Origin of the sequence: Streptomyces sp. NBC_01335 (genome assembly GCF_035953295.1) — a bacterium.
Lineage (GTDB): Bacteria > Actinomycetota > Actinomycetes > Streptomycetales > Streptomycetaceae > Streptomyces.
This window is the reverse complement of the sequence record NZ_CP108370.1, coordinates 5,677,716-5,690,691: the sequence shown is the minus strand read 5'-3', so window position 1 is coordinate 5,690,691 and position 12,976 is coordinate 5,677,716. Positions and strand designations below refer to the sequence as shown.

Annotated in this window: 11 protein-coding genes; all 11 read right to left on the bottom strand. The window is 72.5% G+C overall.

From position 1 onward, the window contains the following. Nucleotides 1-72: 72 nt before the first annotated feature. Nucleotides 73-627 carry a GNAT family N-acetyltransferase gene (locus OG599_RS24625; protein ID WP_327178148.1) on the bottom strand — a complete coding sequence of 185 codons (555 nt, stop codon included), beginning with the start codon at nucleotides 625-627 and terminating at the stop codon, nucleotides 73-75. Continuing rightward, nucleotides 615-1,046, bottom strand: a complete 432-nt coding sequence (locus OG599_RS24620) for a signal peptidase I (protein ID WP_327178147.1) — start codon at nucleotides 1,044-1,046, stop codon at nucleotides 615-617. Before OG599_RS24620 ends, OG599_RS24625 begins: the two co-directional genes overlap by 13 nt. A gap of 33 nt (nucleotides 1,047-1,079) precedes the next feature. Further along, nucleotides 1,080-2,339 carry an SLC13 family permease gene (locus tag OG599_RS24615; RefSeq protein WP_327180172.1) on the bottom strand — a complete coding sequence of 420 codons (1,260 nt, stop codon included), beginning with the start codon at nucleotides 2,337-2,339 and terminating at the stop codon, nucleotides 1,080-1,082. Nucleotides 2,340-2,491: 152 nt separating this feature from the next. Next, complete coding sequence (gatB, locus tag OG599_RS24610; RefSeq protein WP_327178146.1) at nucleotides 2,492-4,000, bottom strand: Asp-tRNA(Asn)/Glu-tRNA(Gln) amidotransferase subunit GatB; 1,509 nt, start codon at nucleotides 3,998-4,000, stop codon at nucleotides 2,492-2,494. 16 nt (nucleotides 4,001-4,016) lie between these two features. Next, nucleotides 4,017-4,250 (bottom strand): hypothetical protein, encoded by a 234-nt coding sequence (locus tag OG599_RS24605; RefSeq protein WP_073727053.1) that lies wholly within the window; start codon nucleotides 4,248-4,250, stop codon nucleotides 4,017-4,019. 5 nt (nucleotides 4,251-4,255) lie between these two features. Then, nucleotides 4,256-5,758 carry an Asp-tRNA(Asn)/Glu-tRNA(Gln) amidotransferase subunit GatA gene (gatA, locus tag OG599_RS24600; protein WP_327178145.1) on the bottom strand — a complete coding sequence of 501 codons (1,503 nt, stop codon included), beginning with the start codon at nucleotides 5,756-5,758 and terminating at the stop codon, nucleotides 4,256-4,258. A 5-nt stretch (nucleotides 5,759-5,763) separates the two neighbouring features. Continuing rightward, nucleotides 5,764-6,060, bottom strand: coding sequence for an Asp-tRNA(Asn)/Glu-tRNA(Gln) amidotransferase subunit GatC (gatC, locus tag OG599_RS24595; protein ID WP_266709411.1), 297 nt, complete (start codon nucleotides 6,058-6,060; stop codon nucleotides 5,764-5,766). A gap of 147 nt (nucleotides 6,061-6,207) precedes the next feature. After that, a complete protein-coding gene (locus tag OG599_RS24590) occupies nucleotides 6,208-8,370 on the bottom strand; it encodes a putative bifunctional diguanylate cyclase/phosphodiesterase (RefSeq protein ID WP_442809528.1) in 2,163 nt (720 codons plus the stop codon). Nucleotides 8,371-8,760: 390 nt separating this feature from the next. Next, on the bottom strand, nucleotides 8,761-10,962 hold the full coding sequence (gene ligA, locus OG599_RS24585; RefSeq protein ID WP_327178144.1) for an NAD-dependent DNA ligase LigA: 2,202 nt from the start codon (nucleotides 10,960-10,962) through the stop codon (nucleotides 8,761-8,763). Nucleotides 10,963-11,057: 95 nt separating this feature from the next. After that, nucleotides 11,058-12,083, bottom strand: coding sequence for a methionine synthase (locus OG599_RS24580; protein WP_327178143.1), 1,026 nt, complete (start codon nucleotides 12,081-12,083; stop codon nucleotides 11,058-11,060). Between the two features lie 138 nt (nucleotides 12,084-12,221). Further along, the gene (locus tag OG599_RS24575) at nucleotides 12,222-12,911 is read right to left on the bottom strand and encodes an SDR family oxidoreductase (protein ID WP_327178142.1); all 690 of its coding nucleotides are present in this window, start codon (nucleotides 12,909-12,911) and stop codon (nucleotides 12,222-12,224) included. Nucleotides 12,912-12,976: the final 65 nt, after the last annotated feature.

Genomic DNA, 12,976 nt, shown 5'->3' with positions numbered 1-12,976 from the left:
GCGCCGCACGCTAGGGGTCCTGTATGAGAACCCTCTTAACGTCACGGCCCGCCGACGGCCGTCACGGACGGTTCAGGCCCGTCCGGCCCGCCATTCCGGGGCGAGGACCGACCAGACCTCGGTGTCGTGGCGCACACCGTGATACGGGTAACTCTCCCGGAGGACCCCGTCGCGGGTCATGCCGAGCCGTCGGGCCACGTCGATGGACGGGGTGTTCCCGGCGGAGGCGTGCCACTCGATCCGGTGCATCGACCGGACGTCGACGGCCCAGTCGATGAGCGCGCGTACGGCCCGGGTGACCAGGCCGCGTCCGGTGGCGTCCGGTTCCAGCCAGCAGCCCACCTCGCAGTTGCCCTGCTCCGCGTCGAAGATCCGGAAGAGCACACCGCCGACGAGGGTGCCGTTCAGCCGGATGCCGTAGAGCCGCCCGGTGTCGGCGGCCTGCTTGTCCGCGTACCGCTGGAGCAGGGCGCGGGCGGAGGGCAGGTCGGTGGCGAAGGCCGCGAAGGGGATCCAGGGGTCGAGGGCCGGGCGGGCCCGGTCCATGTGGGCGAGGAACTCCTCGGCCTGCCAGACCTCCAGCGGGAAGAGCTCGGCCCCGTCCTCACCCAGGCTCACCGTGAACATGCGGCTCCTTCGTCGTCGGTCCCCCGGTCGGAGATCCTCGCACGTGCGTCCGCCGCGACGGGCACCGCGTAGCCGGGCACCGAGGGCCACCGGACCGTCAGTACGACGGACTCCTCCTCCGCGAACCAGGAGTGGTCGACGCCGTGACCCCAGACGACGTAGTCGCCCTGGCGCGACAGCACCACGTCCCGGCCGGGCAGCTCCACCCGGAAGTGCCCGCTGACGAGCACCAGCAGGGCCGTGCGTTCCTCGCCCCGCACCCACTGGGCCCGCTCGTCGCCGCGCGGGTGGACGCCCCACTTGATCTCGACGTCCTCGCTGTGGCGGGGGTCCGCGGCGTCCTTGAAGTGCCCGAGGATCCATCCCCGGTCCAGTGCCGCGTCCGCGCCGGCGTTGCCCACGTACACGTTCTCGTTCATGTGCATGAAGGCTAAGCGTCCCGCACGGTCCCCTCACACCCCGATCAGCTCCAGCGCCCCCCAGAGCGCCACCGTCGAGACGGCGAGGGTGGCGGGGACGGTCAGCAGGCCGAGCCGGGTGAAGTGGCCGAGGTCGGGCGGGGAGTCGTGGGCGTGCAGGATGCGGCGCCACAGCAGGGTGGCCAGCGAGCCGACGTACGTCAGGTTCGGGCCGAGGTTGACCCCGATCAGCGCGGCGAGCAGCGGCCCGGGGCCGGCCGCCGCGACGACCGGCAGCAGCGCGAGGATCGCGGGGAGGTTGTTGATCAGGTTGGCCAGCACGGCGGCGACGGCCGCGACGGCGAGCAGCGCGGTGAGCGAGGAGCCGTCCGGGAGCACCTGGCCGATGCCGGTACCGAGCCCGTGGTCCACGACCGCCTTGACCACGACGCCGAGGGCGAGCACGAAGAGGCAGAACGGCAGGTTCGCCGAGTGCAGCAGCCGCAGCGGTGTGGTCCGGCGCTGCCCCAGCGCGCGTACCCCGAGCACCAGGGCGCCGGCCAGGGCGGCCCAGAGGGGTTCGGCACCCGCGAAGGAGGTGACGACGAACCCCACCAGGGTCAGCACCAGCACCACCAGGGTGAAGACGGGCACCTCGGTGCGTTCGGCCTCCGGGTCCGGTGCGTGGGCGCCGGCCGCGAGGTCCTCGGCGAAGACCCGGCGGAAGACGACGTACTCGACGGCGATGGCGGCCAGCCAGGGCAGCGTCATCAGCGCGGCGAACCGGGTGAAGGAGAGCCCGCTCGCGGTGAAGGCGAGGAGGTTGGTGAGGTTGGAGACGGGCAGCAGGAGGGACGCCGAGTTCGCCAGGTGCGCGCAGGCGTAGACGTACGGGCGGGGGCGGGCGCCCACCCGGGCGGCGGTGGCGAAGACGACGGGGGTCAGCAGCACGACCGTGGCGTCCAGCGAGAGCACGGCGGTGATGACGGAGGCCACCACGAACACCCCGCCGAGCAGCGGCCCGGTGCGGCCCCCGCAGAGCCGGGCGACCAGATCACCGGCGGCCTTGAACAGCCCTTCGTCGGCGCAGAGCTGGGCGAGTACGAGGATCGCGGCGAGGAAGCCGACGACCGGCAGCAGGTCCTCGGTCTGCTCGCGCGCCTCGGAGAGCGGTACGGCTCCGATCGCCACCACCAGCAGGGCGGCGGGCACGGCGAGCACGGCCTCGGGCAGCCCCCGGGGGCGTACGACGGCGAAGGCCAGGACCGCTAGGAGGACGGCGACGGAGACGGTCGCGGCGAGCACGGTGTTCAGCGGACCCTCCGGGGCCGACGGGCCCGCCGGCGGGGGCGGGCGTGAACGGGGGTGGCACGTGCGTGGGTGGGCCGTGCACGCGCGAAGGGGCGGCGCACCCGGTACCGGGATGCGTCGCCCCTTCGTACGAACAGAGCCGCGTGCGGGAGGGGTCAGCCCTCGACGCCGAGCTTCTCCAGGATCAGCTCGCGGACCCGGGCGGCGTCGGCCTGGCCGCGAGTGGCCTTCATGACCGCGCCGACGAGCGCGCCCGCCGCCGCGACCTTGCCGGCCCGGATCTTGTCCGCGATGCCCGCGTTGGCGGCGATCGCCTCGTCCACGGCCGTGGACAGCGCGCCCTCGTCCGAGACGACCTTCAGGCCGCGCTTCTCGACGACGGCGTCCGGGTCGCCCTCGCCCGCGAGGACGCCCTCGATGACCTGGCGGGCCAGCTTGTCGTTGAGGTCGCCCGAGGCGACGAGCTCGGTCACCCGGGCGACCTGCGCCGGGGTGATGGGGAGCTCGTCGAGGCCGCGGCCGGTCTCGTTGGCGTTGCGGGCCAGCTCGCCCATCCACCACTTGCGGGCCTGGTCGGACGGGGCGCCCGCCTCGGTGGTGGCGACGATCAGGTCGACGGCACCGGCGTTGAGGATCGACTGCATGTCGAACTCGGAGACGCCCCACTCCTCGCGGAGCCGGTTGCGCCGCAGGCGCGGCAGCTCGGGGAGGCCCTTGCGGAGCTCCTCGACCCACTCGCGGGCCGGGGCGACCGGCACGAGGTCGGGCTCGGGGAAGTAGCGGTAGTCCTCGGCGTTGTCCTTGATGCGGCCGGCCGTGGTGGAGCCGTCCTCCTCGTGGAAGTGCCGGGTCTCCTGCACGATCGTGCCGCCGGAGGAGAGCACCGCGGCGTGCCGCTGGATCTCGAACCGGGCGGCCCGCTCGACGGAACGCAGGGAGTTCACGTTCTTCGTCTCGGAGCGGGTACCGAAGGTCTCGGTGCCGTTGGGGCGCAGCGACAGGTTCACGTCGCAGCGCATCTGGCCCATCTCCATGCGGGCTTCCGAGACGCCGAGCGCCTTGATGAGCTCGCGGAGTTCGGCGACGTACGCCTTGGCGACCTCGGGGGCGCGCTCGCCCGCTCCCTCGATCGGCTTGGTGACGATCTCGATGAGGGGGATGCCCGCGCGGTTGTAGTCGAGCAGCGAGTGCGAGGCGCCGTGGATGCGGCCGGTGGCACCGCCGACGTGCGTCGACTTGCCGGTGTCCTCCTCCATGTGGGCGCGCTCGATCTGCACCCGGAAGATCTCGCCGTCCTCCAGCTGGACGTCCAGATAGCCGTTGAAGGCGATCGGCTCGTCGTACTGGGAGGTCTGGAAGTTCTTCGGCATGTCCGGATAGAAGTAGTTCTTCCGGGCGAAGCGGCACCACTCGGCGATCTCGCAGTTCAGCGCGAGGCCGATCTTGATGGCGGACTCGATGCCGATCTCGTTGACGACGGGGAGTGCGCCGGGCAGACCGAGGCAGACCGGGCAGGTCTGCGTGTTGGCGTCCTGCTTGAGCTCGGTGGAGCAGCCGCAGAACATCTTGGTCTTGGTGCCCAGCTCGACATGGACTTCGAGGCCCATGACGGGGTCGTACGTCGCGAGAGCGTCCTCGTACGACACCAGGTCAATGACAGTCACGGTGAAACTTTCCCTCTCAGCCCAGCAGGACGTCGTCGTCGCCGAGACGCTTCAGTTCGCGGTACAGGATCGCGAGACCGGTGACGATCGCCGCGGCGGAGACGGCCGCGTCGATGAGCCGGAGCACGTCGTTGTCGTTGCGCGCCAGCTTCGCCTGCTTGGCGACGCTGATCGCGCCGAAGGCGGTGGAGCCCAGCGAGACGTACAGGCCGGTCTTGGACTTCTTGAAGTTCTTGGCCTTCTTTGCCATGGCACTCACAGCGACGGAGCCTCCTCGAGCAGCGGGTGACCCCACTGTTCCACGAAGGCGGCCTCGACGGCGGCTCCGACCTTGTAGAGCCGGTCGTCCTTCATCGCGGGGGCGATGATCTGGAGACCGACCGGCAGGCCGTCCTCGGGGGCCAGGCCGCAGGGGAGCGACATGGCGGAGTTGCCGGCGAGGTTCGTCGGGATGGTGCACAGGTCCGCGAGGTACATCGCCATCGGGTCGTCGGCGCGCTCGCCGATCGGGAAGGCGGTGGTCGGCGTGGTCGGCGACACGATGACGTCGACCTCCTCGAACGCCTTCTCGAACTCGCGGGTGATGAGGGTGCGGACCTTCTGCGCCGAGCCGTAGTACGCGTCGTAGTAGCCGGAGCTCAGGGCGTACGTACCGAGGATGATGCGGCGCTTGACCTCGTCGCCGAAGCCGGCCTCACGGGTGAGGGCGGTGACCTCCTCGGCGGACTTCGTGCCGTCGTCGCCGACCCGCAGGCCGTAGCGCATGGCGTCGAAGCGGGCCAGGTTCGAGGAGCACTCGGACGGCGCGATCAGGTAGTACGCGGAGAGCGCCAGGTCGAAGGAGGGGCAGTCCAGCTCGACGACGGTGGCGCCGAGCGAACGGAGCAGCTCGACCGACTCGTTGAAGCGCTGGACGACACCGGCCTGGTAGCCCTCGCCCGCGAACTGCTTCACGACGCCGACGCGCAGGCCCGCGACGGAGCCGTTGCGGGCGGCCTCGACGACCGGCGGGACCGGGGCGTCGATGGACGTGGAGTCCATCGGGTCGTGCCCGGCGATGGCCTCGTGCAGCAGCGCCGCGTCCAGGACCGTACGGGCGCAGGGGCCGCCCTGGTCGAGGGAGGACGAGAAGGCGACCATGCCGTAGCGGGAGACCGAGCCGTAGGTGGGCTTGACGCCGACGGTGCCGGTGACGGCGGCGGGCTGGCGGATCGAGCCGCCGGTGTCCGTGCCGATGGCGAGCGGCGCCTGGTAGGAGGCGAGCGCGGCGGAGGAACCGCCACCGGAGCCGCCGGGGATGCGGGTGAGGTCCCACGGGTTGCCGGTCGGGCCGTAGGCGCTGTTCTCGGTGGAGGACCCCATGGCGAACTCGTCCATGTTGGTCTTGCCGAGGATGACCACGTCGGCCTCGCGCAGCTTGCGCGTGAGGGTCGCGTCGTACGGCGGGACCCAGCCTTCGAGGATCTTGGAACCGACGGTGGTCGGCATGTCCTTCGTGGTGAAGATGTCCTTCAGCGCGAGCGGGACGCCGGCCAGCGGGCCGAGCTTCTCGCCGGCGGCCTTCTTCGCGTCGACGGCACGGGCCTGCGCGAGCGCGCCCTCGCGGTCGATGTGCAGGTAGGCGTGGACCTTCTCGTCCACGGCCTCGATCCGGGCCAGGTGGGCCTCGGTGACCTCGACGGCGGTGAGTTCGCCGGAGGCGATGGCCGCCGCGATCTCGGCCGCGGTGAGCTTGATGATGGTGCTGTGGTCCGTCATCGCTGTTAGTCCTCCCCCAGGATCTGCGGCACCTTGAAACGCTGCTGCTCCTGGGCGGGAGCGCCGGAGAGCGCCTGCTCGGCGGTGAGCGACGGGCGGACCACGTCGGCCCGCATGACGTTGGTCAGCGGCAGCGGGTGGGAGGTCGGCGGTACGTCTTGGTCGGCGACCTCGGAGACGCGGGCGACCGCGCCGATGATGTCGTCGAGCTGACCGGCGAAGTGATCGAGCTCTTCGCCCTTCAGCTCCAGACGCGCCAGCCGGGCGAGGTGGGCGACCTCCTCGCGCGTGATGCCAGGCATGCAGCGATCCTCAGGGGTTGGGGTGTGTGGCTACGGTGTGTCGCATCGGCCAACAGGATTGGCCAAGTCGGTTTGGCCCAATCTTATGGGGTCGCCCGTACGCGCCTCCGCCACCGGGTGCCGGGCGGCCCGGGCGCTCGCCCGGGGTCAGGCCGTGGCCGGGCCGGAATGCACGGTGCGCCCCGACGGGAGCTGCTCGGGTTCGGGTGGCCCGGCCGCCGCGGCTGCCGCCGCTGCCGCCTCGGCGGCCTTCAGTTCGGCCGGGCGCCGCCAGCCGTGTTCGCCGCGCGCCCGCAGCCAGGCCGTCGCCTCGGCCGGCGGCATCGCGGCCGCCACCAGCCAGCCCTGTACGGCGTCGCAGCGCAGGTCCCGCAGCCGCTCCCAGGTCTCGTCGTCCTCCACGCCCTCCGCGACGACCAGCAGCCCGAGCGAGTGGGCGAGGTCGATGGTGCAGCGGACGATCTCCGCGTCCTCCTGGTCGACGGCGAGCCGGGCCACGAACGACCGGTCGATCTTGAGTTCGCTCACCGGCAGCCGGCGCAGGTGGACGAGGGAGGAGTAGCCGGTGCCGAAGTCGTCGAGCGACATCTTCACGCCGTGTCCGGTGAGCCCGGCGAGGGTGTCGGCGGCGCGCTGCGGGTCCTCCAGCAGCACGTGTTCCGTTATCTCCAGCTGGAGGGAGCCGGCGGGGACCCCGTGGCGGGCCAGCCGGGCGGCCACGCCGCCGGCGAACCCGGGGGTGTGCACGTCCCGGGGCGAGACGTTGACCGCGACGGGTACGAAGAGGCCCTCGGCCCGCCAGCGGGCGACCTGGGCCAGCGCCGTCTCCAGGACGTAGTCGGTGAGATGGGGCATCAGCCCGGACGACTCGGCGATGGCGATGAACTCGTCCGGGGGGACCCGGCCGCGCTCGGGGTGCACCCACCGCACCAGGGCTTCCAGCCCGGCCACCTGGCCGTCGAAGCGGACCTTGGGCTGGTAGTGCAGCTCCACGTCCCCCGCGTCGAGCGCCCGGCGGAGGTCGCCGAGGAGGCCGAGCCGGTCCGGGGTGTTGCTGTCCCGCTTCGACTCGTACACCTCCACGCCCGTGCGGTCGCGCTTCGCCTGGTACATGGCGACGTCGGCGCGGCGCAGCAGTCCCTCGGCGTCCTGCGCGTGTTCGGGGTGGACGGCGACCCCGGCGCTGGCCTCCAGCACCAGGGTGAGGCCGTCGAGGTCGAGCGGTGAGGAGAGTTCGGCGACCAGGTGCCGGGCGACGCGCTGGGCGCTGGTGGTGGACTCGGTGTACGGGAGCAGCACCGCGAACTCGTCGCCGCCGAGCCGGGCCGCCTCGGCGCCGCGCGGCAGGGCGAGCCGCAGCCGGTCCGCGATCTGGAGGAGCAGCCGGTCGCCGGCCAGGTGGCCGAGGGTGTCGTTGACGGCGCGGAAGCGGTCCAGGTCGATGAGGACGAGGGCGGAGCGGTTGCCGAGGGGTTCGGCCTCCTCCAGGGCGGACCAGGTCCGCTGGAGGAGCCACTGCCGGTTGGGCAGTCCGGTCAGCGGGTCGCGGAGCTGTTCCTCGGCGCGGGCGCGGGCGATCCAGAGCGTGGAGTCCAGGGCGACGAGCGGCACGGCGAAGAGCGGCAGCAGGACGGGCATGGTCGTCGCGACGACGCAGATCAGCGGGGCGATGCCGAGCAGGGCGACGGCGACGAGTCCCTGGCGCAGCAGTGTGGTGCGGGCGATGGTCGGCAGTCCGCCGCCCTGGGGTGCGCGGGCGTACCAGAGGAGGACCCGGGTGACGAGGAGGTGGGTGGCGGCGGCGAGGACCACGGCCGGCAGGGTGTCGATACCCCATTCGAGTGGCCGCCAGGGGGTTTCGACGCTGGGTTCGATGCCGAAGGCGGCGAGTACGAGGGCGGCGGCGCCGATGCCGAGTATGTCCACGGCTCCGTGCAAAAGCCCCTGCGACCAGCGGTGTCTGCGGGCGACGCCGACGAGGACGACGACGACGACGCTGACGAGGCCGGCGGGCACCCAGCCGTAGAGCAGCAGAACGGAGAGGGTCAGTGCGGCGCCGGAGCCGGTGCCGCCCCACCAGCGGTCCCGGCCGAGGGCGACCAGGTGGCCGACGATGACGCCGGTCAGGACGGCGAGGGACCAGCCTGCGGTGCCGTCCGGGAAGAGGGCGTCGCCGTCGTGCAGGTCCCGGCCGAGGCCCATGACGAGCTGTATGCCGGCGAGCGCCACGAGGAGGACGCCCACTTTCGGCGTGAGGCCCGCGAAACCCTGCATCCTCGGCACCGGTGCGGCGCTCTCGGTCGGCTTCATTCCGTCCCTCTCACAGCCTGCGGTGGCGATGTCACACGGTGGCCCCCACTCCCATGCCACCATGGCCCGCCCCCACCACGCAGCCGTGCACGGAGGGCGCAGGAGCCAACAGTAGGACGCCGAGAGCTTCCGGGTCAGCGCTCCGCATCTCTTGGGGTGGTCCCGTGCTTCCCGGCGGATGTGCGACGACGGTCGCGGCGCCTCGTCGCGCCGTGGGTACGTACCGGTACGTCCCGTACGGGTACGTCCTCCGCCGCGCGAGGCACACGTCCGACGCCGCACGCCGATCCGCCAGGGAGGGTTCATCCCCGCTCCGGGACCGGGCCATTCCCCGGCGGCGTCTCGAAAGCGTCTCGATGCCCGGTCCCCCCTCGCGCGTACCGCTGTCGGCTACTCCTCGGTGGGCAGCGCCGCCGCGCGTGCCGCCTCGGGGCCCTCGTCGAGCAGGACCGCGAATCCGGCCTCGTCGAGCACGGCCACCTTGAGCTGCATCGCCTTGTCGTACTTGGAGCCGGGGTTGTCGCCGACGACCACGAAGGAGGTCTTCTTCGACACCGAGCCGGTGACCTTGGCGCCCCTGCTCTGGAGCGCGTCCTTGGCACCGTCCCGGGTGTGGCCGGCGAGGGTGCCGGTGACGACGACGGTGAGCCCTTCCAGCGGGCGGGGGCCCTCGTCCTCGCCGGCGTTCTCGTCCTCCATGCGGACTCCGGCCTCCCGCCACTTGCGCAGGATCTCGCGGTGCCAGTCGACGGCGAACCACTGCTTGACGGAGGCGGCGATGATGTCGCCGACGCCGTCGGCGTCCGCCAGTTCCTTCTCGGTCGCGGCGTCGATGGCGTCGATGGAGCGGAACTGGCGGGCCAGCTCCTGTGCGGCGACCGGGCCGACGTGCCGGATGGAGAGTCCGGTGAGTACCCGGGCCAGCGGGGCCTGCTTGGCGGCTTCGATGCCCTCCAGCATGGCGAGCGCGTTCTTCTTCGGCTCGCCCTTCTGGTTGGCGAAGACGGTGGCGATCTTCTCCTCGCCGGTCTTCGGGTCGCGCTTGGGCAGGCCGCTGTCCTGGTCGAGGACGTAGGCGCGGATCGGCAGCAGCCGCTCGATGGTCAGCCCGAAGAGGTCGCCCTCGTCGAGCAGCGGCGGCTCGGCGGGCTCCAGCGGCTGGGTCAGGGCGGCCGCGGCGACGTAACCGAAGTGGTCGATGTCGAGGCATTTGCGGCCGGCGAGGTAGGAGACGCGCTCGCGCAACTGGGCTGGGCAGGAACGGGCGTTGGGGCAGCGGAGGTCGATGTCGCCCTCCTTGGCCGGCTTCAGCGGGCTGCCGCACTCGGGGCACTCGGCGGGCATGACGAACTCCCGCTCGGTGCCGTCGCGCAGGTCCACGACCGGGCCGAGGATCTCCGGGATGACGTCGCCGGCCTTGCGCAGGACGACGGTGTCGCCGATGAGGACGCCCTTGGCCTTGACTACGTCCTGGTTGTGCAGGGTGGCGAACTCGACCTCGGAGCCTGCCACCTTCACCGGCTCGACCTGGGCGTACGGGGTGACGCGGCCGGTGCGGCCGACGCCGACGCGGATGTTGACGAGCTTGGTGTTGACCTCCTCCGGGGCGTACTTCCAGGCGATGGCCCAGCGGGGGGCGCGGGCGGTGGAGCCGAGCCGGCCCTGGAGCGGGATCTCGTCGAGCTTGACGACGACCCCGTCGATCTCGTGCTCCACGGAGTGCCGGTTCTCGCCGAAGTACCGGATGAACTCGGCTACGCCGTCGAGGGTGTCCACGACCTTGTTGTGCTTGGCGGTGGGCAGGCCCCACTCGCGGAGCAGCTCGTAGGCGTGGGAGAGGCGGTCGATGTCGAAGCCCTCGCGGGCGCCGATGCCGTGGACCACCATGTGCAGGGGGCGGGTGGCGGTGACCTTGGGGTCCTTCTGGCGGAGCGAACCGGCCGCCGCGTTGCGCGGGTTGGCGAAGGGCTTGTCCTCGGCCGCGACCAGGCGGGCGTTGAGCTCCTCGAAGTCCTCCATGGGGAAGAAGACCTCGCCGCGGATCTCGACCAGCGCGGGGACGCGGTCGCCCTTCAGCCGGTGCGGGATCTCGGCGATGGTACGGACGTTGGGGGTGACGTCCTCGCCGGTGACGCCGTCGCCCCGGGTGGCGGCGCGGGTCAGCCGGCCGTGTTCGTACGTGAGGTTGACGGCGAGGCCGTCCACCTTCAGCTCGCAGAGGAAGGAGTGGCCGGTGGAGCCGACGTCCTTGGCGACCCGCTCGAACCAGGCGGCCAGCTCCAGGTCGTCGAAGGCGTTGTCCAGGGAGAGCATGCGCTCGCGGTGCTCGACCGAGGTGAACTCGGTGATGTACGGGCCCGCGACCTTCTGCGTCGGCGAGTCCGGGGTGCGCAGCGAGGGGTGGGCCTCCTCCAGCGACTCCAGTTCGCGCATCAGCCGGTCGAACTCGGCGTCGCTGACGACCGGCTGGTCGCGCACGTAGTACCGGAAGCGGTGGTCCTCGATCTGCTCGGCGACCAGGGCGTGCCGCTCCCGTGCCTCGGTGGGCACCTCGGTGTCCTGCTGGATCCGCTCGTCGCCGGTGCCGGCCATCGTCCCGTCCTCCCGTTGGGGGTTGTCTCTCGCGTGGTCTCTCGCATGGTGCGCGGCGCGGTGCCCCGGGTCAGGGGTCCGCGCCGCGCGTCCCGTCACTCGGGGTTGTCCGCGAGGGAGCGCGCCGCCCGGGCGCAGTGGGCGAGCGCGGCGCGGGCGTACGCGGGCGAGGCGCCCGCGAGGCCGCACGCCGGGGTGAGCACGACGGACTCGGCGAGAGTCCCCGGATTCAGCCCCAGCCTGCTCCACAACTTCCTGACCCCCATGACGCTACCGCCAGGGTCCGACAATCCGGCCGAGGCGGCGTCGGTGCCCGGCACGATGCCGAGGAGGAGCTGGGTGCCGCCCTCGACCGCTTCGCCGATCGCCTCTTCCTCACGCTCGGTGAGCAGTGAGAAGTCGAAGGAGACGGCGGCGGCCCCGGCCCGTCGCAGCAGGGCGAAGGGGACCTCGGGGGCGCAGGAGTGCACGAGGCCCGCGCCGTCCCCGGCGACGGCGAGCAGGTCGCGCAGGGCGCCCTCGACGATCTGGCGGTCCACGGAGCGGTAGGTGCGGTAGCCGCTCGCGGTCCTGACCCGGCCGCCGAGCACGGCGGTGAGGGAGGGTTCGTCGAGCTGGAGCACCACGTCGGCGCCGGGGACCCGGCGGCGCACCTCGGCGAGGTGCGCCTTCAGCCCCTCGGCGAGCGATCCGGCGAGGTCGCGGCAGGCGCCGGGGTCGCCGAGGACGGCCTCGCCGTTGCGCCGCTCCAGGGCCGCGGCGAGCGTCCACGGCCCCACCGCCTGGACCTTGAGCACCCCTTCGTACCCCTGGGTGAACTCCTCCAGGGCGTCGAGGTCCTCGCCGAGCCAGGAGCGGGCGCGGCGGGTGTCGCGGCCGGGGCGGTCGCTGATCCGCCAGCCGCTGGGCTCGACGTGCCCGTACATCTCCACGAGGAGCCCGACGGTCCGCCCGATCATGTCCGCGCCGGGGCCCCGGCCGGGGAGTTCCGCCAGGTGGGGGATGCCCTGGCCGTCCGCGAAGGACCCGGTGACGGTCTTCGCCGTCTCCCGCGCGTCGCCTCCGGGCATGGACCCGACCCCGGTCGCCGCGCACTCGCTGAACCTGCTCTTCTCGCTCACCCGGGAAGCGTACGGTCCCCGGGCGGCGATCCCCGTCCCCAGGGCGGAGGCCCAGGGGGGCGGCGCCCCGGGGCCCGGTGCGGTCCTGGCGGTCCAGGAGCCGCTGAACCGCGCGGGGCCCGGGGGGCGGGGGCCCGGTCAGCGCCCGGGGCGGACCGTCAGGTCGTTGACCTCGGCGTCGCGCGGGAGGTCGATCGCCATGAGGATCGTGGTGGCCACCGACTCGGGGTCGATCCACTGCCCGGCGTCGTACTCCTTGCCCTCCTGCTGGTGGACCTTGGCCTGCATCGGGCTGGCGGTGCGGCCGGGGTAGACGGAGGTGACGCGGACGCCGTTGCCGTGCTCCTCGTGGCGGAGCGAGTCGGCGAGCGCCTTGAGGCCGTGCTTGCTGGCGGCGTAGGCGCCCCACTGGGCGGACGCGGAGAGTCCGGCGCCGGAGTTGACGAAGACGACGTGGCCGCGGGAGACGCGCAGCTGCGGCAGCATCAGCCGGGTCAGCTCGGCGGGGGCGACGAGGTTGGCGTTGAGCTGGAAGTGCCAGGCCTTCGGGGTGAGGTCGCCGATGTTCCCCAGCTCGACCACGCCGGCGATGTGCAGCAGCGAGTCCAGGCTCTCGGGCATCGGCTGCTGGCCGAACGCCCAGGAGAGCCGGTCCGGGTTGCCGAGGTCGCCGACGAGCGTACGGGCCCCGGGGTGGAGGGCGGCCAGTTCCTTGGCGCGGCCTGCGTCGCGGGCCAGCAGGACGAGGTCGTCGCCGCGGTCGCGCAGGCGGCGGGCGACGGCTGCTCCGATGCCGGAACCGGCGCCGGTGATGAGGTGGGTAGGCATGGGCTCCATGGTCCCACCCGGTCCCGCACGACCGCCCGGCGGGCGCACGGGAGGGGGTGGGTCAC